19 protein-coding genes and 2 pseudogenes are annotated in these 20601 nt (G+C 70.8%); 12 read left to right on the forward strand and 9 right to left on the reverse strand.

Annotated elements, in window-relative coordinates; genetic code table 11:
• Positions 1 to 164: 164 nt before the first annotated feature.
• The 4 genes and pseudogenes from ACZ3UD_RS36140 to ACZ3UD_RS36155 all read right to left on the reverse strand — a co-directional run.
• Entirely contained in the window at positions 165 to 917 is a 753-nt protein-coding gene (locus tag ACZ3UD_RS36140) for a polysaccharide deacetylase family protein (RefSeq protein WP_465597846.1), read from the reverse strand.
• On the reverse strand, positions 914 to 2101 hold the full coding sequence (locus ACZ3UD_RS36145; RefSeq protein ID WP_465597849.1) for a glycosyltransferase: 1188 nt from the start codon (positions 2099 to 2101) through the stop codon (positions 914 to 916). The genes ACZ3UD_RS36140 and ACZ3UD_RS36145 overlap by 4 nt, the downstream gene beginning before the upstream one ends.
• A 121-nt stretch (positions 2102 to 2222) precedes the next feature.
• The gene (locus ACZ3UD_RS36150; RefSeq protein ID WP_465597852.1) at positions 2223 to 2795 is read right to left on the reverse strand and encodes a DUF4097 family beta strand repeat-containing protein; all 573 of its coding nucleotides are present in this window, start codon (positions 2793 to 2795) and stop codon (positions 2223 to 2225) included.
• A gap of 351 nt (positions 2796 to 3146) precedes the next feature.
• A pseudogene (locus ACZ3UD_RS36155) lies at positions 3147 to 3287 on the reverse strand (3-oxoacyl-[acyl-carrier-protein] synthase III C-terminal domain-containing protein); the annotation flags it as partial.
• A gap of 12 nt (positions 3288 to 3299) precedes the next feature.
• On the opposite strand from ACZ3UD_RS36155, the gene ACZ3UD_RS36160 reads away from it, so the two are divergent.
• Positions 3300 to 3461: a hypothetical protein gene (locus ACZ3UD_RS36160; protein ID WP_465597855.1), complete on the forward strand. Its 162-nt coding sequence runs from the start codon at positions 3300 to 3302 to the stop codon at positions 3459 to 3461.
• 377 nt (positions 3462 to 3838) lie between these two features.
• Positions 3839 to 4240: a hypothetical protein gene (locus tag ACZ3UD_RS36165; RefSeq protein ID WP_465597858.1), complete on the forward strand. Its 402-nt coding sequence runs from the start codon at positions 3839 to 3841 to the stop codon at positions 4238 to 4240.
• Positions 4241 to 4402: 162 nt separating this feature from the next.
• On the opposite strand, the gene ACZ3UD_RS36170 is transcribed toward ACZ3UD_RS36165, so the two are convergent.
• A protein-coding gene (locus tag ACZ3UD_RS36170; RefSeq protein ID WP_465597861.1) for an IS3 family transposase occupies positions 4403 to 5655 on the reverse strand; the annotation gives its coding sequence in 2 pieces (ribosomal slippage) (positions 4403 to 5376 and positions 5376 to 5655; 1254 coding nt in all).
• Between the two features lie 113 nt (positions 5656 to 5768).
• Here ACZ3UD_RS36170 and ACZ3UD_RS36175 point away from each other — a divergent pair.
• A complete protein-coding gene (locus ACZ3UD_RS36175) occupies positions 5769 to 6113 on the forward strand; it encodes a hypothetical protein (protein ID WP_465597863.1) in 345 nt (114 codons plus the stop codon).
• Here the strand turns inward: ACZ3UD_RS36175 and ACZ3UD_RS36180 are convergent.
• Positions 6033 to 6203, reverse strand: a pseudogene (locus ACZ3UD_RS36180) (IS110 family transposase); the annotation flags it as partial. The gene ACZ3UD_RS36175 and the pseudogene ACZ3UD_RS36180 overlap by 81 nt on opposite strands.
• Between ACZ3UD_RS36180 and ACZ3UD_RS36185 the strand changes: the two are divergent.
• Positions 6130 to 6822: an MFS transporter gene (locus ACZ3UD_RS36185; RefSeq protein ID WP_465597866.1), complete on the forward strand. Its 693-nt coding sequence runs from the start codon at positions 6130 to 6132 to the stop codon at positions 6820 to 6822. The pseudogene ACZ3UD_RS36180 and the gene ACZ3UD_RS36185 overlap by 74 nt on opposite strands.
• A 3-nt stretch (positions 6823 to 6825) precedes the next feature.
• Here the strand turns inward: ACZ3UD_RS36185 and ACZ3UD_RS36190 are convergent, their stop codons facing one another.
• Positions 6826 to 8061 carry a PucR family transcriptional regulator gene (locus tag ACZ3UD_RS36190; RefSeq protein ID WP_465597868.1) on the reverse strand — a complete coding sequence of 412 codons (1236 nt, stop codon included), beginning with the start codon at positions 8059 to 8061 and terminating at the stop codon, positions 6826 to 6828.
• Positions 8062 to 8451: 390 nt separating this feature from the next.
• Between ACZ3UD_RS36190 and ACZ3UD_RS36195 the strand changes: the two genes are divergently transcribed.
• Complete coding sequence (locus tag ACZ3UD_RS36195; RefSeq protein ID WP_465597898.1) at positions 8452 to 8982, forward strand: helix-turn-helix domain-containing protein; 531 nt, start codon at positions 8452 to 8454, stop codon at positions 8980 to 8982.
• Here the strand turns inward: ACZ3UD_RS36195 and ACZ3UD_RS36200 are convergent.
• Together ACZ3UD_RS36200 and ACZ3UD_RS36205 are read right to left on the reverse strand one after the other, a co-directional pair.
• Entirely contained in the window at positions 8979 to 10640 is a 1662-nt protein-coding gene (locus ACZ3UD_RS36200) for a class I adenylate-forming enzyme family protein (RefSeq protein WP_465597871.1), read from the reverse strand. The genes ACZ3UD_RS36195 and ACZ3UD_RS36200 overlap by 4 nt on opposite strands.
• A 34-nt stretch (positions 10641 to 10674) precedes the next feature.
• Positions 10675 to 11214, reverse strand: coding sequence for an SDR family NAD(P)-dependent oxidoreductase (locus ACZ3UD_RS36205; protein WP_465597874.1), 540 nt, complete (start codon positions 11212 to 11214; stop codon positions 10675 to 10677).
• A 405-nt stretch (positions 11215 to 11619) separates the two neighbouring features.
• Between ACZ3UD_RS36205 and ACZ3UD_RS36210 the strand changes: the two genes are divergently transcribed.
• The 7 genes from ACZ3UD_RS36210 to ACZ3UD_RS36240 all read left to right on the forward strand — a co-directional run.
• Complete coding sequence (locus ACZ3UD_RS36210; RefSeq protein WP_465597877.1) at positions 11620 to 13155, forward strand: flavin-containing monooxygenase; 1536 nt, start codon at positions 11620 to 11622, stop codon at positions 13153 to 13155.
• On the forward strand, positions 13148 to 14083 hold the full coding sequence (locus ACZ3UD_RS36215; RefSeq protein WP_465597880.1) for an alpha/beta fold hydrolase: 936 nt from the start codon (positions 13148 to 13150) through the stop codon (positions 14081 to 14083). Before ACZ3UD_RS36210 ends, ACZ3UD_RS36215 begins: the two co-directional genes overlap by 8 nt.
• Positions 14067 to 15461, forward strand: coding sequence for a flavin monoamine oxidase family protein (locus ACZ3UD_RS36220; RefSeq protein ID WP_465597883.1), 1395 nt, complete (start codon positions 14067 to 14069; stop codon positions 15459 to 15461). Before ACZ3UD_RS36215 ends, ACZ3UD_RS36220 begins: the two co-directional genes overlap by 17 nt.
• Positions 15462 to 16184: 723 nt before the next feature.
• Complete coding sequence (locus ACZ3UD_RS36225; protein WP_465597886.1) at positions 16185 to 17576, forward strand: NAD-dependent succinate-semialdehyde dehydrogenase; 1392 nt, start codon at positions 16185 to 16187, stop codon at positions 17574 to 17576.
• Positions 17573 to 18688 carry a Zn-dependent alcohol dehydrogenase gene (locus ACZ3UD_RS36230; RefSeq protein WP_465597889.1) on the forward strand — a complete coding sequence of 372 codons (1116 nt, stop codon included), beginning with the start codon at positions 17573 to 17575 and terminating at the stop codon, positions 18686 to 18688. The genes ACZ3UD_RS36225 and ACZ3UD_RS36230 overlap by 4 nt, the downstream gene beginning before the upstream one ends.
• A gap of 17 nt (positions 18689 to 18705) precedes the next feature.
• The gene (locus tag ACZ3UD_RS36235; RefSeq protein ID WP_465597892.1) at positions 18706 to 19962 is read left to right on the forward strand and encodes an aspartate aminotransferase family protein; all 1257 of its coding nucleotides are present in this window, start codon (positions 18706 to 18708) and stop codon (positions 19960 to 19962) included.
• 329 nt (positions 19963 to 20291) lie between these two features.
• On the forward strand, positions 20292 to 20601 hold a 310-nt coding region (locus tag ACZ3UD_RS36240), incomplete at its 3' end, for an FAD-dependent oxidoreductase (protein WP_465597895.1).

The following is a 20601-nucleotide window of genomic DNA, read 5'->3' on the forward strand; positions in this document are numbered from 1 at the left end:
TTGCTCATGTTGCTCTTGCCGCTCACTACTGGACTGCTTCCTCCGGGACTCAACCGTCCCAGTATCAGGCTGTCCAGCTCAGCGGGGGAACCTCACTCCGCCTGGAAACGGCTGATCGGGGCGCCGCCTGAAGAGGCGGCGCCCCGATCGGTTTGTCCCGGGACCTATGGGCGGGCTCTGGCCGGAAGGTGGTCGCGCAGCGGGCCGACCACCAGTCCTTCTCGGGCGCAGTGCTCCAGGAGCCGGGGCAGTGCGCCGAGGGCGGCCCGCCAGGAGCCGGGAGCAGAGGTGACGTCGGAGTCGTGCAAGAGGACGGTACCGCCACCCAATGGGGATCGGGTGACGGTCCGTAGCACGGTTTCGGGGGTGGCACTGGCAGTCCAGTCGCGACCCCAGTGGCTCCAGAGGACGGGAGTCAGCCCCAACCGTCGGGCGGCTGAGAGTGCGGACAGACTGAACACACCGTACGGCGGGCGGTACCAACGTGGTGCGGTCCCGGTCAGGTCGGCGACGAGGTCTCGGGCGCGGCGGACGTCGTCCCAGGCGCAGTGCGGGGAGCGGAGCAGCATCGGACGATGCCAGTAGCCGTGGACGGCGACCTCGTGGCCGGCCTCGACGAGGTCGCGACCGAGCGATGGGGCCCGGAGGAGCATCCGGCCGAGTAGGAAGAACGTCGCCTGGACGCCTGCGCGCTCCAGCTCTGCCAGGAAGAGTGGTGTGGAGCGGGGATCCGGGCCGTCGTCGAAGGTGAGGGCCACATGACCTGGCTGGCCCAGGCCGCTGAGGCGGGGGGCGAGGTACGGGCGCAGCGGGCCCACCGCAGTGAGGGCGGGCAGGCTGTGTGCCGCGATGGCGCTGGCGACCACGGTGGCGGAGACGGTCAGGGCACGGCCAGCGGTGGTGGGTGGGCGGTTCACGAGGCGGCGTTCAGGCTGAGTGCCGGCGGCTCCGGTGCGAACGGAACGAGCTGAGCCGGCCGGCCAGGGCCGGGGTGCCCGGGAACGGGGCACGGGTTCACGAGCCGTGCGATGGCGTGGTCGGGTGTCGGCCAGGCGGAGAACGCCTTCAGGGGGCCGGTCGCCCACCGGCCGGGAGCTTCGAGCACGGCCCGCAAGGTGGGGGCGAGCGCGGTCTGGTCGCGGATCCACACCGCGAGCCCGGCCTCGTCGAGCGCGGCCGCGTTGCTGACTCCGTGACCGGGCAGGCATCGGTAACTCACCACGGGGACACCGCTGGCCATAGCCTCCAGGGATGTGAGGCCACCGGCGTTCTGGATGACGACATCGGCGCTGCGCAGCAACGCGGGCATGTCGTTGACCCAGCCGAGCGGCACACCGACACCGTTCTCGAGCAGGTGGTCGCGCAGGGCGGAGTTGCTACCGCAGGCGATGACGGGTACGGCAAGGCGGGTGGCGGCAATCTCCCGGGCCGTCTTCTCCACCTCTCCCACGCCCCATGAACCGGCTACCACCAGGGCCAGTTGAGGGCCTATCGGCAGTCCGAGGCGGGCACGCTCGCTGCGGCGCTCCTCCTCACTCGAGGACGGGCGGAAGGCGGGCGCCACGAGTGGTCCGGAGACAACGACTTCAGCCGCTCCGCGATGGCTGGCCTCGGAGGACGCGACGGGGTGCAGGGCGAGGTGGAGGTCGACTCCGTCGGCGACCCAGAGCGGGTGGACGGACATGTCGGTGAGGAAGGTGGCCACCGGGGCGGTCAGTCGCCCGGTGCGGCGCAGCCTTCCGAGCGCCTGGCTGGCCAACGGGTAGGTGGAGACCACTGCCGCAGTGCCCGGACCGGTCACCGCGGTGGTGCGGCGGGCGGCCAGCCGCGCGAACATCCCGCCGACGGCACGTCCGAGGCGGCCGTGCCGTTCCAGGGCGCTCAACATCCGCCCCCATGCCCATGGGGCGGCGTGCAGTTCGAAGGCATAGGCGTTGCGGAGCACTCGGCCGAGGCGTGGTGGCAGCAGATTGAGGAAGTCATGGCGATCGACCTCGTAGCCGGCATCCATCAGGCGGCGGGACAGCTCGTTGGCCGCCCCGTCGTGACCGGCTCCGATCTCGGCCGAGATCACGACGATCCGCCTCGGTGGTGATGCCATCTGAGTCCTTTCGTCGCGGCTGAGCGCGTCAATGTGAAGCGGCGCGGCAATGCGCCAGGGCGCATTGCCGGCCGGCGAGGGGACGTCTTCCCAGGGGCACGTCGTCCTGGCGGGTGGGGCGTCAGTGGATGTGGATGCCGCCGCTGGCGGTGGTGACGGTCAAGGAATGAGCGGCGTTGCGGTCGCTGGGCACATCGACCTGCGGTGTCGTACCCGTGGTGTGGGTGGTGACGTCGTAGTCTGCGCCCGAGGGTACGGAGAGGTCCACCGCGCCGTCCTTGGCAGTCACGTTTACGGCGGCGGGAGCAACTGCGAAGGTGGCGTCGACCGCGCCGTTCTCGGTGGTGATGTCGGCTTTCCGGGAGGCGGCGTCGGTGACGGAGATCCCGCCGTCGCGGCTCTGCAGGGTCAACGGGCCGGTGGAGTGGGTGACGGTGATGGCGCCGTCGGTGGTCCGCAGGTCCAGGCTCCCGCCCATGCCGTTAGCGACGATGGCGCCGCTGCCCGCTTCGACCTGGACGCGGAGTGCGGCCGGCAGCGTGATGTGCAGCTGGAGGTCGCAATCGCCGGCGCAGGACCCCGAGACCACCGCGGTGGTTCCCGTCGTGGTAGCCGACACCTGGGGCTTCTGGTCTGCGTAGTTCCCGGTCGCGGAGACCCGCACCTTCGAGTAGCCGCCCGTGCTCAGCGTCACGCCGATGTTCCGCGCGTTCACTTGGAGGCTCGTGCCGGCTGGGCGTCGATCTCGTTCGTCTGCGTAAAGTCGGTCCGATTGAGCGTCTTCGTGGGATTGCAGGCCGTCATCACCCCGAGGGCGGCGAGCGTCGCGACGGTGATGCCGACGTATCGACGGTGGAAGACAACTGACGTAGCGATGACGGAACTCCTTGTTGCCGGGAAGAGCGTTTTGCCTCCCCAATTCCCGTGGTGACGCTAGGGCTTGGAATATCCGAGCCCACCGCTGAAACCTCTGGATTCACGCTATTCGCCGCTTGGCCGACGCTGCCACGAGGCCAGCCCACGTAATGACGGTAGGGATAACCCACTATGGCAGCGCCACGACGGTGGCGGCGTACGAGAGGCCGGCGCCGTAGCCCAGGAGGAGCGCCAGCCCGCCCGAGCGGACCGAGCCGGCGTTCAGTAGCGCCTCCATGGCGAGCCGGACCGGGATCCGCCGACTGCTGGAAGGTGCGCGGTGATGATGGACCCCGTGTCGGTGGTGCTGGCGGGCGCGGTGCCCGCGATGGTGAGGGTGGCCGGTGTGCTGGCCCGCAGTGTGCCGCTGCGGGCGCGGGCGGACCTGATCAGGGCTCAGGCGCAGTGGGCAGCGGCCGAGAAGAGCTGGGACGGCGGGCGGTGAGCGGGGACGGGCGGCGCCGCTGCAGCCGGGGGCGCGGGGGAGGCGAGGACAGTCCAGGAGGCATACCGGTCCTATCGCCTGCCGCTGGTGGCGGCGCTACGACGGCGGGCCGCGGTGCTGGGCTTGTCGGATCGAGACGCGGACACGGAGGCCCTGGTACAGGACACCTTCGAGCAGGCGTTGCAAGCCCGGGACACGGGTACGAGCACCGCGGGCGTGGCTGTACACGGTGGTGCACTTGGCAACCATGGATGCCGCCTGATTTCATCAACAACGCGTTGCAGTTCGCTTGCAGACGAAGCATCAGGTCCGGCCCTGACTCCGCGACGCCGAGGGCTGGCCGGGCCATTCCCTGAACCAACCACCCAAGGAGCCTCATGAACCGCCTTGCCCGTTCGCTGGCCGTGGCCGCCACCGCCGGCACCCTGACCCTGCTGGCCGCCCCCGCCTCGCTGGCGGCGACCTCGACCACCACGGGCTCGTCCTGCGCCACCCTCACTGTCTCCAACAGCTACGGCGACGGCCAGATCACGGCCTGCCCGATGGGCGGCACCACGTACCAGCTCTCCGGCTACATCGAGACCAGCCTGCCGTACAACTTCCTTGACACCCCGCAGTGCTACACCTTCGCCCTGTCCGCGGGCTCGACGTGGCTGGGGTACGGGGGCCGCGACGTCTGCGTCTCCGCCACCTCCGCTACCTCCAAGACCACCTTCAACATCACTCGAACGTTCTCGGCCATGCCGACCAGTGCCACGATCGTGCGGGACTGGGTCTGACATCCGCTGCTCGGGTAGTCGGCGCGGCCCTGTCCAACTGCGGCGTTGAAGCAGTCGAATGGCCCGACTAACGGTCATCGCACCGGGAAGTGCCGCTGCCCGCCAGGCAGCGGCACTTTCGGCCTGTGGGCAGGTGTGAACCGCCCCGGGTTGATAGAGATCTCAGGTTGTGGTTGTGACCTGCGGTTTTGTGGTGGTGAGGTAGTAGTCGGTCTCGTACTCGACTGGCGGAACGTGGCCTATCTCACCGTGGAGCCAGCGGTGGTTGTACCAGTCGACCCACTCGGCGGTGGCGAGTTCGACCTGCGAGAGGGTGCGCCAGGGCCGCCGGGGCTTGATCAGCTCGGTCTTGAACAGGCCGATCGTGGACTCCATGAGGGCGTTGTCGTAGGCGTCGCCGACGGATCCGATCGAGGCCGCGATGCCGGCGGCGTTCAGGTGTTCGGCGAGCCGGAAACTCGTGTACTGCGACCCGGCGTCCGAATGATGTATCAACTCGCCTCGCTGATGAGGGAATCCGTCACGGTCGCGCTGCCACAGCGCCATGTCCAGCGCATCCAGCACAAGCCGGGTCTCCTTGGAGGTCGCGGCCGACCAGCCGACGATGCGCCGGGAGAAGGTGTCCACGACGAAGGCGACGTAGACGACTCCGGCCCAGGTGGCGATGTGCGTGAAGTCGGCGACCCAGCAGCGGTTCGGCGCGCCGGCGACGAAGTCGCGGTCGACCAGGTCTGGGGCGCGTTCGGCGCCCGGGTCCGCGATGGTGGTGATCACCTTCTTGCCGCGGACAGCACCGGTGATGCCGAGTTCGCGCATCAGGCGTTCGACGGTGCAGCGGGCCACCGCTTGGCCTTGTCGGCCCAGCTCCCTCCAGATCTTCCACGCCCCGTAGACACGGTAGTTGGCGTTGTAGACCTCCTTGATGAGAGCCTTGAGTTCCTCGTCGCGTACGGTGCGGGCGGCCGGCGAGGCCAGACGCTTGCGGTGGGCGTAATAGGTGGAGGGGGCGATGCTGCAGCCGTGCTCGGTGAGTACGCGGCAGATCGGCTCGACGCCGCCGAAGCGGCCCCGGTGCTCGTCGATGAACGCTACGAGCGCAGGTGCGGCCGGTCGAGCTCGGCCGCGAAGAAACTCGCCGCGGCCTTGAGGATCTCGTTGGCGCGCTTGAGTTCGGCGATCTCCTTCTTCATGGCCTTGATCTGCGCGGACTCCTCCGTGGTCATGCCCGGGCGCTGTCCGGAGTCGACCTGGTCGCGTCGCACCCAGTTGCGCAGGGTCTCGGCGGAGCCGATGCCCAGTTTCTCCGCGACGGCCCGCAGCGCGGCCGACTCGTTCGGGTAGTCGCCGAGGACCTCGGCGACCATGCGCACCGCACGACGGCGCAGCTCAGGCGGGTAGGAGGAAGGACGTACCATGACTCGCATCCTGAACGGAAAATTCGAGGTCGGCTGGGCAGGCGTGATCGTCCGGACGGTGTCGGCCGTCCGGAGGCTGCAGGAGGTGCGGTCAGGCTGCGGAGGGTGACTTGGTGTCCGAGGGCTGCCAGCTGTCGGATCAGGTCGCGGGTTCGGCGGGTCGGGTCGATCAGGCGCTGATGGTAGTCAGGGCCGAGGTCGGTGTACTCGACGTCGGGGTTGTTGATGAGGTGCCAGGCGATGACCAGGATCGTGCGGGCGACCGCGACCAGGGCTTTCTTGTGGCCTCGGCGTTTGACGATGCGCCGGTAGCGGGTGCCGAGGAAGGTGTTGGTGCGCGAGGCGGCCATCGCTGCTTCGCCGAGACCGCCCTTGAGCCAGGGGTTGCCCTTGCCGGTGCGTCCGGTGGCAGTCTTGGTGCCGGACTGGATGGTCCGCGGACACAGCTTCGCCCATGACGCCAGGTGGTCCGGCGTGGGGAAGACGCTCATGTCCGGGCCGAGTTCGACCAGCAGGATCTGGGCTGTGGTCGGTCCGACGCCGGAGATGGCGTCGAGCCTGTCGACCGCGGTCGACCAGTTGCGGTCGCCCGCCGCAGTGCGGTCGCGGCTTGTGGCGCCGGCGTCATGCGCGGTCAGGTCATCGATGGCCTGGGTAATCCGCTCGGAGAGCGCGACGTTCGTGCAACCGCTGCTGGCGCCGGCGGGCGTCCCCGAGTCCTCCGCCGGCCTCATCCTCGCGTTGACGATGATCGCCGGTGTGGTCGGCTGTGCGGTGGTGCCCGTCTGGGCGGACCGGCGCGGCCGCGAGGTCGAGGTCATGGGTGTCGCGATCGCCCTCACCGCGATGGCCTGCCTGCACCTGGCCCTGGTCCCGAGCACGCTGACGGCGTTCGTCACGCTCCTCGGGACGGGCTTCGTGCTGCTTCCCGCCCTTCCCATCGTGCTGTCCCTGAGCGAGCGGCACGCGCCCGAGGCCGAGAGCACGGCGGCCGGGCTGATCTGGATGGCGGGCAACCTGGGAGGGGTCGTGCTGGCGACGGCGGTCGGACTGCTCGTCACCCGCCCCGCGCTCGCCTTCGCGGCGCTGCTGGCCGCCACCCTGCTCGCCCTTCCGGCCCTCCACTGGTTCCGCAGGCTCGAGCACCCGGTCGATCCCGTGCCGTGAGGGTCAGTTCGAGCCGGTCGCGAGGATGCCCGGCGCGATGTCCAGCACTAGGAGCGCCGCCGCCACGTGGGTCGGGTTGTCCTCGACCTTGACCGCCGAGAGCTCGTTCGCGCGCGAGACCCGCCGCTCGACGGTGTTGCGGTGCGCGTACAGGCCGGCAGCGGCCCGGGTGGTGTTGAAGCCGCACTGCACGTACGTGAGGAGCGCCCGCCGCAGCGCCGGGTCGGCTTCGACCAGCGGACCGAGGGTGTTGAGCACGAACCGTCGGGCGCCGGCCCGGTCCTTGGTGAGCGCGTCGATCAGCTCGACGTCGGCGTAGGCGGTGAACTGCCGGTCGGATGCGAGCCGGATGACCAGCGCCTGCGCCGCCAGGGCGTCCTGGTGGCTGGACCTGAACCCTTCGAGCCCGCGGCCCGGCCTGCCCACCGCGCCGCGGACCCCGTGTGCCGTCGCCATGACCTTCTCCACGTGGTGCAGGTCCGGGACGCCCGCACCGGAGAGCCAGATCCAACGCGAGGTGGCGCTGGCACGCGCCACCAGGGCGCTGCGGTCCGAGGCGGCGGCGCCCACCGCCGCGACCGCCTGGTCCAGGGCGTCGACGTGCCGGGGGTCGTCGACCCACAGCACGAGACCGGTGTGCCGGCGCCCCATCCGGTAGTGCAGGCGCCCCTCGGCGAGGTCCTGCGCCATCGGCGCCCCGCTGGCGATCAGCTGGATCAACGCGATCGCTTCGGCGTCCGCGTTGCCCATCGCCGCGGCGAGGCCGGCTTCGCGCAGCGCCAGGACGGAGTCGAGGGCGTACTGCACCAGCGACTTCGCCGACACGTCCAGGACGCCCACCAGGAGGTCGCGGTCGGTACAGTGCGCCGCGCACTCCTCCAGCCACCGCCGCCAGCCGATGCCCAGGGCCACGCGCCAGGCGCCGGCGAAGTCCGGCGCGATGCCGCGGGAGACGAGGTCGTTGATGTAGGCCGTGGCCCGCGGGCCGACGTACGGCTCCACCCGCCGCCCCGGCTGCTGGACGTTCGCCGTCAGCCATTGGATGAGATCGGAGCGGTTGAGCTCGCGATCCTCCTCGACCAGGGAGGCGTCCGCGAGCAGGGCGGGGTCGTTCTGGGCCACGAGAGCGGGCTCGGCGAGGGCGTCGACCAGGACGTCCGTCTCCCTCAACAGGCGCTGGCACAGGGACCTGATCGCGTCGGCGACCTCGGAGGAGGGCGGAGGCCACAGCTCGTCCATATCTGAAGTCTGCTCCTGATCTCGAGAAGCCGGTGCACCCGGCGTGCGCCGCGGCACCGGTGGGGGAGGCCAGCCGGCGGCCTGGCCCGCGGCGACGGCGCGGGGGCGTCGGCCGCGCGCCCGGTCGTCCAGTCATAGCAAAGGGCGGGAGGCCGTACATCGCCCCGCCGCCGTCACCGCGAGGGGTTCGGGGAGGTGGCCCCGTCCGAGGGGCAGCGCCTGGCATGCCCTAGCCTCGTCCCACGGAGGGGCTCGTCGGAGTCGGCCGGTCACCCGCCGGCCGGGCGGCCTCGACTCTGGGACGGGCGGTGAACGGACATCGACAGCAGCAGGACGACCGGCGGGGCGCCGGAGGGCTCGCCCACCCCGGGCGGATCCGCAGGCCCGCGGCTGCGGGAGATCAGGGTCGGCCGCGGATTGTCGCTGACGGAGGTCGCGCACCGGGCGGGCGTCACCAAGGGCTTCCTGAGTCAGTTGGAGCGCGGCCTGACCAGCGTGTCCGTCCCGACGCTGCTGCGGGTCTGCGAGGTGCTGCGGATCGGCGCCGGAGAGCTGTTCGACTACCCGGACGAGCCGGTCGTGCAGGGCGGCAGCCGGATCGACATGGGCGGTGAGGGCGTCGTCGAGTACCTGCTGACGCCTGCCGGCACCACGGCGTTCCAGGTCTTCCGCTCGGTGATCGAACCGGGTGGGGGCACGGGCGGCCCCTACCGGCTCGGTCCGGGAACCATCTTCGCGCTGGGGCTGAGCGGCTCCACCCGTCTGGTCGTCGGCGGCGAGACCCGGATGCTGTCGGCCGGCGTTTCCACCTCGTTCTCCGGCGAGGTGCTGCACCAGTTCGACAACCCGGGGCCGACAGTGAGCGAGGTCCTGTGGGTGGTGTCGCCGCCGCTCCTGCGTGCCGCCCCAGGGCTGTCCTAGGCCCGCCGGCGCAGCTCCTGGCGGCGGATCTTGCCGGTGACGGTCTTGGGGAGTTCGTCGTGGAGGTGGATGCGGCGTGGCCTCTTGTACGCGGCCAGGCGGCCGCCCACGAAGGCGTGGAGCTCGTCCGCGGTCGCGGTGGCCCCCGGTTTGAGGGACACGTGGGCGACGACGGCTTCGCCGCGGTAGGCGTCCGGTTCCCCGACGACGGCGGCCTCGAAGACCGCGGGGTGTTCGTAGAGGGCGTCCTCGACCTCGCGGGGCCAGACCTTGTAGCCGGAGGTGTTGATCTGGTCCTTGAGCCGGTCGACCAGGTAGACCCAGCCGTCCGGGTCGAGGACGGCGACGTCGCCGGTGCGCAGGCGGCCCCCGGGCAGGGTGGCGGCGGAGCTGTCGGGCTGCTCCCAGTAGCCGGAGATCACCTGGGGTGCGGAGATCTCGAGCTCGCCGGCGGTCCCGCACGGCAGGTTCGTGCCGTCGGTGTCGACGACGCGCACGACGACGCCGGGGGTGGGCACGCCCACCGAGAGGGTGCCGCCGGTCGCTTGGAGGCGCGCGCGTCGTCCCGGCGGCACGGCGATGCCGCCCGCGGTGGTCTCGGTCATCCCCCAGACGTTGTGGAGGTAGTGGCCGAACCGCTCCTGGAACGCCTCCACGGTGGCCGGCGGAACGGGAGCGCCGCCGGAGTAGAGCACCCGCACGCTGCGCAGGTGGTCGGCGTCGGCGTGTTCGAGCGCCATCAGGGCGTTGAACGCGGTGATCGACCCGAGGGTGAAGGTGACGCCGTGCTCGGCGAACGCGTCGAGCACGACCTCGGGCTGGTAGCGGCCGACGAGGACGAGTGCGGCGTCGTTGAGAACGGCGGTGGCGGCGTTGAGGATCACGCCGGAGATGTGGAAGAGCGGGGCGATGCCCAGCACGACGTCGTCGGACCCCAGCCGCACCCAGGCGCCGAAGTTCGCGGCGGAGTGCAGCACGTTGCCGTGGCTGTTCAGCGCGCCCTTCGGCGGCCCGGTGGTGCCGGAGGTGTAGCAGATCAGCGCCGTGTCGTCGGGGCCGACGGCTGGCCGTCGCGGGCGGTGTCCCGTGTACTGCGCCAGCAGCGCCGACAGGTCTACCAGCTCGCTGGACGCGGCGCCCCAGGCGACGCGGGGGTCGTTGCGGGTCTGCCAGTCGGCGTCGTTGACGCCGATCACCCAGGCGACGGACGAGTCGGCGAGGGTGGCCGTCGTCTCGGCGGCGTCGGCGTGGGCCGCGAAGACGCCCACCGGCCGGCAGTCGTCGACCAGCCGGCGCAGCTCGCGGCCGCGGTACATCGGGTTGAGCGGCACACCGGTCGCGCCGGCCTTCCACAGGGCGAGGAGGACGACGAGGTAGTGCGGCACGCTCTGCAGGTGGATCGCGACCCGGTCGCCCTGGCCGACGCCCCGGTCCTGGAGCGCGGCGGCGAGGGCGTCCGAGGCCGCGTCGACCTGGGTGGCGGTCAGCGCGCCGTCGAAGTACCGGACGAGCACGCGGTGGGGCGCCCTCGCCACGCGTGCGTCCCAGGCCTCGGCGAGGCAGGCGTGACGGAGCACCGGGTCGGGGTCGGTGCCGGCGGGGTAGCTCGCGAGCCAGGGCCGCTCGACGGGCAGGGCTTCGGGGCTGGGTGGGGTCATCGTTGACGCACCTTCCTCATCCGGTGGGGGCGGGTCAGGCCTGGAATCCCGAGGTCCCGGCTCGGGTCATCACGATCGGCGCGACACCGGCGTTGCGGGTCAGCCGCAGCACCATGTCGACCACCTCGACCACGTCCTCGACGGCGATCATCGACGCGGCGGGCACTTGGTCCGCGATCCACGCGGTCATGTCGGTGGCGACGTAGGCCGGCGCGATCGAGGTGGCCCGGACGCCGGCCGCGGACTCGGCTATCCGGTGCGCCGGGAAGTCGGCGGCGCGGGCGACCGTGCCGACGCCGGCGTTGAGGACCAGGGCGCTCATCGCGCCGAAGGCGTGCTGGTGCAGCTCTGCGAGCCGGTCGGCCGCGTCCTCGGCGGCGAGGTCGACGGCGAGCTGCGCGACGTGCGGCGCGCCGGCGGCGTGCAGCTTCTCGGCGAGTTCGGTCAGCTGGTCGGCGTTGCGGGCGGTGACCGTCAGGCCCCACCCGTGCTGGGCGAGCCTCGTGGCGATGCCCCGGCCGATGCCGCGGGAGGCGCCGGTGACCAGCGCGGTCCGGGTGAAGGAGTTCGTCATGCCGTCCCCTGCAGTGCGTCGTGCGCGAGGTCGAAGTAGCGGGCGACGGATTCGCCGGCGCCGGCGTAGCAGTGGTGTCGCCGACAGGCCGTGGGCGCCGCCGCGGCCCACGATCCCGAGGTCCGTGGTCAGGAGCAGTTCGACGTGCCCTCTGGTGAAGGGGTCGGCCATGTGACCACCTTTCAGCTGGCGGGCCGGTGCGGGCTCGTCAGGGGTGTTTAGTAGTGCTAAACGATGCAAATCTCTATCACGCCGGTGGGGGCGCCACAAGGGTTGCGGTGCTGCTCGGCCGACTTGTGCACGGTGCACCGGGTCCGACGCAAAGCGGGTGCACGCTGTCGTTCCCGCCCGCAGCCGAGGCTGGCGACAGTGAGGTCACCACCCCGGGAACAGCGAGGAAACGCCATGACAACTGAGGTGCTTGACGCCGTCGAGGAGTTCGACGTGGTCATCATCGGAGCGGGCATCTCCGGAATCGGTGCGGCCAGCTATTTCAGCCGGGAACTCCCCGGCAAGTCCCTGCTCGTGCTCGAGGGCCGCGACAACATCGGCGGCACATGGGATCTCTTCCGCTACCCGGGCATCCGCTCGGACTCGGACCTCCACACCTTCGGCTACGAGTTCAAGCCGTGGCGCCACGAAGCCGCGATCGCCGACGCGCCGCTGATCCGGGACTACCTCCGGGAGACCGTCGCGGAGAACCAGCTGGAGCCCCTCATCCGGCTGCGGCACAGGGTCGTCAGGGCCGAATGGTCCTCGGGCGACCGTCGGTGGACCCTCACGGTCGAGGCAGCCGACCCCGCCGGCGGAGTGACCGCAACCAAGACCATCCGTGCCGGATGGGTGTTCGCCGCCACCGGCTACTACCGGTACGACGAGGGGTTCTCTCCCCAGTTCCCGGGACGCGACGACTTCGAGGGCACGATCGTGCATCCGCAGCACTGGCCCGAGGACCTGGACTACAGCGGCAAGAAGGTCGTCGTCATCGGCAGCGGCGCTACCGCGATCACCCTGGTGCCGGCGATGGCCACCGGGCCGGGTGCCGCCCGGCACGTGACGATGCTCCAGCGGACCCCGACGTACGTCCTGGCGCTGCCTCGCGTCGACGGGGTCGCCCTGGCGCTCACGAAGGCGCTGGGGGAGGAGCGCGGGTACGCCGTGACGAGGTTCAAGAACATCTGGTTCGACCGCGCCGTCGTCAAGGGACTGCGGACGTTCCCGAAGGCCGGGCGCTGGTTGATCCGGCGCGAGAACCTCAAGCGGCTGCCCAAGGGGTTCGACGTCGACAGGCACTTCAACCCGCCGTACGACCCGTGGGACCAGCGGCTGTGTCTGGCGCCGGACGGCGACTTCTTCGACGTGATCAAGAAGGGTTCCGCGAGCGTCGTCACCGACACGATCACGCGGTTCAGCAGGCGCGGCATCGTGCTGAGCTCGGGTGAGGAGCTGGAAGCGGACATCATCGTCACCGCGACGGGGTTGAACCTGCAGCTCTTCGACGGCATGCCGATCGTGGTCGACGGCCGCGAGGTCGACGTCGCGGACGCGGTCTGTTACCGCGGGATGCTGCTGAGCGGGATCCCCAACTGGGCGATGGCGATCGGTTACACCACCTCGTCGTGGACGCTCAAGGTCGGCCTGATGTGCCGTTACTTCATCGACTTGGTCCGGCACATGGACGCCCACGGATACGACCAGGTGGTCCCGGTCGCGCAGCCCGGGATGGAGTGCAGGCCGGTGATGGACCTGAAGGCCGGTTACGCCAGGCGCGGCGAGAAGGTCCTGCCCAAGCAGGGCCTCGAGAAGCCCTGGCGGATGGCCATGTCCTACCCCGAGGACGCCAAGGCCCTGCGCGGACCGGTGGCCGACGACAACCTCGAGTTCGGCGCCGCCCGACCGGTCGCGCACCTGCCCGGTGGGAGGCGAGCGACCCGTGTCTGACACCAGCGGCGCGGCGGGCGCCGACCAGTACGCGGCCCTGCCCTCCGGACTGACGATCTGCTTCCGCGACCACGGCGACAAGACCGACCCCGCCATCCTGCTCATCGCCGGCATGGGCGAGGACCTCACCTTCTGGACCGAACCGTTCTTCGGCTCGCTCGTCGCCCGCGGCTTCCGGGTCGTCGCGATCGACAACCGCGACGTCGGCCAGTCGACGTTCGTCACCGCACCCCCTCCCGCCCTCTGGCGGCAGATCGCCGCCCGCCCGCGCAGTGACGCCTATGCGCTGGCCGACATGGCCCAGGACGCGGTCGGCGTACTCGACTGTCTCGGGATCTCGCGGGCCCACCTGGTCGGGCGGTCGATGGGCGGGATGATCGCGCAGACGATCGCGGCCACGGCGCCTGAGCGCGTGCTGTCGCTCACGTCCATCTACTCGACGACCGGGGCGAAGAAGGTGGGCCAGCCGGCGCTGTCGACGATCCGACTGCTCGCCGCCCCGCCGGCGCGGACCAGGACCGAGGCGGTCCGGGCCCACCTGCGGATCACCGGGCACATAGCGGGAACGGGATATCCCATCGACGACGCGGCCGAAGCGGCCATCGCGGCGCGCGGCTGGGATCGCAGCGCCGGTGACCCGGCGGCCGGCGTGGCGCGCCAGGTCCAGGCGATCCAGCGCTCCGGAGACCGGACGGGCCAGTTGAGCAGGATCACGGCCCCGACGCTGGTCATCAACGGTGACCGGGACCGGCTGGTCGACCCGAGCGGCGGCGCCGCGACCGTGAAGGCGATCCGCTCGGCCCAGCACGTGGTCATCCCCGGCATGGGCCACCACATCCCCGAGGCCCTCGTCGGCCCCCTCACCCAGTACATCTCGCAGCACGCGGCCCGCGTGGGCGAAGGAGGAGCCCATGTCCGCATCTCTTGAGCGCGGCTCCAGGGACACCACGGTCGACGTCGTGGTCGTCGGTGCCGGCTTCGCCGGCCTGAGCGCCGCCGAGCGGTTGGCGAACGAGGGGCGGTCCGTCCTGGTCGTGGAAGGCCGCGACCGGGTCGGAGGCCGATCACTCTCCGGCGAGGTGGCGGGCGTAAAGGTCGACCTCGGAGCGACGTGGGTGGCCCGGCGCCACACCGCCATCCGGGACCTCGCCAACCGGGTGGGCTGTCGCACCACCGACCAGTTCAACCAGGGCCGCAACGTGCTGTGGATGGCGGGGCGGCGCCGCACCTACAGCGGCACCATTCCCAAGGTCTCCCCCGCCGCCCTGGTCGACATGGCCCGCGTGCAGTTGGCGGTGAACAAGCTGGTCGCGTCCGTCGACGTGAACGCGGCGTGGCAGACGCCGGGGGCCGGCCGGCTCGACGCCGTCTCCTTCGGCGAGTGGCTCGACCGGAAGAACGCGCTGCCCAGCACCCGGGCGCTGATGACCGTCGTCAGCAAGGTGCAGTGGGGCTGCACCCCGGGCGACGTCTCCCTGCTGCACGCGCTGCGCTACATCCGTGCGGCGGGCGGGATCGACCACATGCTGGACGTCGAGGGCGGGCAGCAGCAGGACCGGTTCGTCGAGACCACCCAGGAGATCGCCAAGCGGGTGGCGGACCGGCTCGGCGACAGCGTCCGCCTGGCGACGCCGGTGCGCCGGATCGCCCAGGACGACCACGGCGTCACCGTCCGCACCGACGTCGGCGAGGTCCGCGCCCGGTACGCGATCGTCACGGCCCCGCCGGCGCACCGCACCGACATCGAGTTCGACCCCGCTCTGCCCGAGCAGGCCGAGGGGCTCACCAGGACCTGGCGGATGGGCGTGCTGAGCAAGGCCTTCGCGGCCTACGAGGAGCCGTTCTGGCGGACCGGCGGACTCTCCGGTGAGGCCCTGACCGACACCGGCACCGTGTTCATCACCTTCGACGTGTCCCCCGGCCCCGGCGGCCCGGGCATCCTGATGGCCTTCTGCGATCCGCGCGTCTTCGACGGCTTCAGCCCCGAGGCCCGACGCGGCCGGGTCATCCAGCAGCTCGTCGACCTCTACGGTCCGCGGGCCAGCACCCCGATCGACTACGTGGACCACTGCTGGGGAGCGGAGCCGTTCGCCCCGGGCGGCCCCAACCCCGCCGTCGCCCCCTACGCGACCGTCAGCTACGGCAAGGCGCTGGCCGAGCCGCACGGGCGCGTCCACTGGGCCGGCACCGAGACCGCCGGCGAATGGGCCGGCACCATGAACGGCGCGGTCCTGACGGGCCAGCGCGCCGCCGAGCGCATCGCCGCGCTCCTGTCCCGCGACGTCCGAGAGGGGGCGTCGAGATGAAGGAGACGCTGTTCCTGCTGGCTGACCTGTGGATGATCTCCGCCGGCTACTTCTACGGATGGACGTTCATCCGCCGCTACGGCAACTACCTCCTCGGCCTCGAATGGATGGTCGTCGCCACCTCGGGCAGCAACTTCCTGCTCTGGTCGCTGCTGGGCGCCGACAGCGGCAGCGTCCTGTACGACGTGGCCTACTTCTTCGACGCGTTCTCCCGGTCGGTCGGCATCACGCTCATCCTGATCATGGGCCTGATGAAGGTCACCCACCGCTACAAGCCGAGCCTCGGCGTCGACGTCGGCGTGTTCGCCGTCGCGACGGTGGCCGGGCTGTTCCTGCGGCACTTCCACGGCGCGGACCTGCACACCGACCACGCCGCGTTCTCGGTCGCCGTGTACTACGTCGTCGTCAACCTCCTCACGGCCGTCTTCCTCGGCTACTTCGTCAAGCGGCTGTGGAACGCGGGCGCCCGGGGGCCGGCGATCCGGACCGCACTGGTCACGGCCGCCGGGACCGCCATCGCGATCACCTACGACTTCTTCCCCCTGCCGTTCGACGACGCCAACCGCACGATCTTCTACACCGCCGCGCTGGCGACCTGGGGCACCCAGGGATTCGTCTACTTCCGCGCCTACCGCGCGCTGCACGACCACGACGCGGCCTCCGACGCGAAGCCGGCCCGACCGGCGCCCTCGCATGAACCCCCAACACGACGAAGGAGTCAGGATGGCGAACAGGCACGTGTACGCGGTGGTGGACCCCGCCGACGGCACGGTGGTCAAGGAGTACCCCACCGCGACGGACGAGGCCGTCGACGGGGCGCTCGACGCGGCGGCGAAGGCCTACGCGCACTGGTCGAGGCAGACCTCGGTGACCCAGCGCGCTCGGCTGTTGAGCGCTGTCGCCGACCTGCACGACGAGCGCAGTGCGCAGCTCGCCGGGATCATCCACCGGGAGATGGGCAAGCCGCTGGACCAGGCCGTCGCGGAGGTCGAGTTCAGCGCCTCCATCTACCGGTACTACGCGGAGAACGCGGAGGAGTTCCTCGCCGACGAGCCGATCGAGCTCCTCGGGGGAGAGGGCACCGCTGTCATCCGCCGCCAGCCGATCGGCGTGTTGCTGGGGATCATGCCCTGGAACTACCCGTACTACCAGGTGGCTCGGTTCGCCGCACCCAATCTCGCGCTGGGCAACACCATCGTGCTCAAGCATGCGTCGCAGTGTCCGGAGTCGTCCGCGGCTCTCCAGCAGTTGTTCACGGACGCGGGCTCTCCCCAGGGCTGCTACGTCAACGTCTACGCCACCAGCGAGCAGATCGCCGCCGCCATCGCTGACCCCCGGGTGCAGGGCGTCTCCTTCACCGGTTCGGAGCGGGCCGGCGCGGTGGTCGCCGAGAAGGCCGGGCGCAGCCTCAAGAAGGTGGTGCTCGAACTCGGCGGCTCGGACCCCTTCATCGTGCTGTCCACCGACGACCTCGACGCCACGGTCCAGGCGGCGGTCGAGGCCCGGTTCGAGAACACCGGGCAGGCGTGCAACGGCGGCAAGCGGTTCATCGTCGCCGAGGACCTCTACGACGCCTTCCTCGACGCGTTCACCCGGAAGGTGCTCGCCATGACCGACGGCCTGGCGCCGCTCTCCTCGGTCGCCGCCGCCGAGTACATCGAGGAACAGGTCGAGCGTGCCGTCGCCGACGGCGCGACCTCCGTCTCCGCACGACAGCGCGAAGGCGCGTACTTCCCGCCCTGTGTCCTGACGAACGTGTCGCCGACGTCGCCGACGGCCGCCGAGGAATTCTTCGGCCCCGTCGCGATCGTCCACCGGGCCCGGTCCGAGGACGAGGCCGTCGAACTGGCGAACGCCACACCCTACGGGCTGGGCTCCTACGTGTTCACGACCGACGCAGACCAGGCGGCGCGCGTCGCCGACCGGATCGACGCGGGCATGGTCTTCGTCAACGGCGTCGGCCTCGAAGGCGCGGAACTGCCCTTCGGCGGGGTCAAGCGCTCCGGTTTCGGCCGGGAACTGGGCCGGGCCGGAATCGACGAGTTCGCCAACCGGAAGCTCATCCGCACCGCCCCGACCCGTCCGTCGCAGCCCACGGGAGGAAACCCGTCATGACCATCGAGTTCGACGCCGCCGTCTTCCGGGCACCCGGCGAACCGCCGACCATCGAGCGGGTCACCCTCCCCTCGACGCCTCCGCCCGGCGAGGTGCTCGTGCGGCTCGGAGCGAGCGGGTTGTGCCACAGCGACCTCCACGTCCTGGTGGGCGAGTGGGAAGTGCCGGCGCCGATGATCCTCGGCCACGAAGGGGCCGGGACCGTCGAACGCGTCGGCGAAGGCGTCACGACCCTCAAGGAGGGCGACCACGTCGTGCTGTCGTGGACGCCGTCGTGCCGCCGCTGCCGCTACTGCGTCAGCGGCAGGCCGGTCCTGTGCGACCTCGTCAGCCAGCACTCGGCGAACCACCTGTCGTTCGACGGCCGGCCCCGCGTCACGTCCGCGGACGGGGACGACGTCTACAGCTTCGCGGGCCTGGGAACGTTCGGGCAGTACACCCTGGTGCCCGAGTCGGCGGCGATCGCCGTCCGCGAGGACGCCCCGTTCGCCCAGGCGGCACTGGTCGGCTGCGCCGTCACCACCGGCGTCGGTGCGGCCGTCAACACCGCCAAGGTGCGTCCGAGCGACACCGTGCTGATCCTCGGCTGCGGCGGCGTCGGCCTCAACGCGATCCAGGGCGCCCGGCTCGTCGGCGCCCGCAGGATCATCGCCGCCGACGTCTCCGACGAGAAGCTCGAGCAGGCCCGCCACTTCGGCGCCACCGACGTGATCAACAACCGCAGCGAGGACCTCGCGGAGCGGGTCTCCCAGCTCACCGACGGACGCGGCGTGGAGGTGGCCATCGAGGCCATCGGGCTGCCGCGCACCATCGAGGCGGCCTACGCGGTCCTCTCCCGCGGCGGCACGGCGGTGGTCGCCGGGCAGGTGGCGGACGGTGTGCGGATCTCCATCGACCCGTTCGTCATGTCCGACCAGGAGCTCTCCCTCATCGGGTCGAACTACGGTTCCAGCACGCCGGATTCGGACTTCCCCCTGCTGATCGACCACTACCTGAACGACCGGATCGACCTCGACTCCCTCGTGACGCGCGTGATCGACCTGAAGGACATCAACGAAGGCTTCGACCAGCTGAAGCGCGGCATCGGCATCCGCTCGGTGATCACGTACTGAAAGGCAGTGTCAATCGCATGGCCCTGGAATCGTCCCGCCTGGCCTTCGAGCGGGCTCGCCGCAGCATCGGCGGTGGTGTGGGGTCCGGCCTGCGCGCCACGATGCCTCCCCACCCGCTCTTCGTGCAGGAGGCACGCGGCGCCCACGTGTGGGACCTCGACGGGGACCGGTACACCGACTACGTGATGGCCTGGGGCCCGCTCCTGCTCGGTCACGGTGACCCGCGCGTGGTGTCCGCAGTGTCCGACATCGCGAAGAAGATGCAGGTCGTCGGCACCGGGCACGCGCTCGAGTATCGCGCGGCGGAGGCGGTCCTGGAGGCCGTCCCGCACGGGGAGCGGCTGCTGTGGAGCAACACGGGGACCGAAGCGGTGCAGGTCGCGCTCCGCCTCGCGCGAGCCGCCACCGGGCGGCGCCGCGTTCTCAAGTTCGCCAAGAGCTACCACGGCTGGCACGACACCGTGTACGCCGGGATGTCCGAGGACGACTGCGACCGCCCCGCAGCCCCCGGCGGGCCGGGACAGTCGCCCAGCGTGCTGGACGACCTGGTCGTGGCGCGCTTCAACGACGTACACCTGGCCGAGCGCCTGCTGAGCGAGGCCGTCGAGCGCGACATCGCGGCCGTGCTCGTCGACCCGGTGATGAGCAACGCCGGCGTCGAAGCGCCCGCACCGCAGTTCCTGTCGACGCTGCGAACTCTCTGCGACCGGCACGGCGTCATCCTCGTCTTCGACGAGGTGATCGCCGGGTTCCGGATCGCACGGGGCGGGGCGGCCGAGGAGTACGGCGTGCTACCCGACCTGTCCGTCTTCGGGAAGGCGATGGCCGGAGGCTTCACCCAGAGCGCCGTCGTCGGCCGAGCAGAGCTGGTCGATCAGGTGACCGCCGGTGTGGTTCACGCGGGAACCTTCAACGCCAACCCGATCGCCCTGGCAGCCGTCGAGGCGACGATGCGCGTCCTGGCCGATCCCGCGGTCTACGAGCAGCTCGAAAAGACCTCGTCCGAGTTCGAAGCCCTCGTCGGCGGCGCTCTCGGCTCGTCTCCCGACTTCGGCCGCTTCAACCGGGTCGGCTCGCTCCTCCAGTACGTCCCCGCCGACGGGGCCACCGGGCTCCATGGAACCGGCGGGCTCTGGACCGTGATCCTCGAAGGGATGCTACGCCAAGGCTTCCTGTTCATGCCGTCCGGCAAGGTCTTCCTCAGCACGGCGCACACCACCGCCGACATCGAGGCGACGGCCGAGGCCCTCGATCAGCTCCTGAGGAAGTTGTGACGTCCGGCTCGAGCCAGCACGCGGCCCGCGTGGGCGAGCGAGGAAGCCATGTCCGGATCTCGTGAACCGAGTTCCGCGGCCCGCGGTCCCCGAGAGGAGGTAAGAGAGGAAGGAGCTGGTCTTCGCGCCGGCCGACCTCTAGATGATCTTTGCCGGCTACTTCTTCGGCTGAAGGTTCATCCGGACGTCACGAACCGCACGTTCTCCTATCCCGCCGTGCCGGCGGCGCGGGGCACCCAAGACTTCGTCAACTTCTCCGCTTACCGCGCGCTATACGACCACATGGCGGCAGCGGGCAGGCGGCCGACCCAGAAAGCGATCGCACGGCCATGAAAATCGACGACATCGAGTACAGCACCTTCACCGGCTGGATCGACCCGCCCACGGATGTCCTCCCGAGCCTCGACGGCGACCTCACGTGCGACGTCGCCGTCATCGGCGGCGGCATGGGCGGCATGGCGACGGCCCTGCGGCTCGCCGAGCGCGGTCGGGACGTGGTGCTGCTGGAAGCCGAGTTCTGCGGCTACGGCTGTAGGCTCCGCGCGAGGCGGCGTGTATCTCCCTTATCTCCTCGGCCAGTTCGTCCTCGGCCCGCTGCCGCTCTGCGGCGGCCGGTCGACCGGCGAGCCAGGCGTAATA

The organism is Kitasatospora sp. NPDC023118, assembly GCF_055560875.1.

Coding starts and splice junctions, on each gene's coding strand:
- ACZ3UD_RS36145 (WP_465597849.1), bottom strand. CDS start 2,101: ATGGCATCACCACCGAGGCGGATCGTCGTGATCTCGGCCGAGATCGGA.
- ACZ3UD_RS36160 (WP_465597855.1), top strand. CDS start 3,300: ATGATGGACCCCGTGTCGGTGGTGCTGGCGGGCGCGGTGCCCGCGATG.
- ACZ3UD_RS36165 (WP_465597858.1), top strand. CDS start 3,839: ATGAACCGCCTTGCCCGTTCGCTGGCCGTGGCCGCCACCGCCGGCACC.
- ACZ3UD_RS36190 (WP_465597868.1), bottom strand. CDS start 8,061: ATGGACGAGCTGTGGCCTCCGCCCTCCTCCGAGGTCGCCGACGCGATC.
- ACZ3UD_RS36200 (WP_465597871.1), bottom strand. CDS start 10,640: ATGACCCCACCCAGCCCCGAAGCCCTGCCCGTCGAGCGGCCCTGGCTC.
- ACZ3UD_RS36205 (WP_465597874.1), bottom strand. CDS start 11,214: ATGACGAACTCCTTCACCCGGACCGCGCTGGTCACCGGCGCCTCCCGC.
- ACZ3UD_RS36210 (WP_465597877.1), top strand. CDS start 11,620: ATGACAACTGAGGTGCTTGACGCCGTCGAGGAGTTCGACGTGGTCATC.
- ACZ3UD_RS36220 (WP_465597883.1), top strand. CDS start 14,067: ATGTCCGCATCTCTTGAGCGCGGCTCCAGGGACACCACGGTCGACGTC.
- ACZ3UD_RS36225 (WP_465597886.1), top strand. CDS start 16,185: ATGGCGAACAGGCACGTGTACGCGGTGGTGGACCCCGCCGACGGCACG.
- ACZ3UD_RS36230 (WP_465597889.1), top strand. CDS start 17,573: ATGACCATCGAGTTCGACGCCGCCGTCTTCCGGGCACCCGGCGAACCG.
- ACZ3UD_RS36235 (WP_465597892.1), top strand. CDS start 18,706: ATGGCCCTGGAATCGTCCCGCCTGGCCTTCGAGCGGGCTCGCCGCAGC.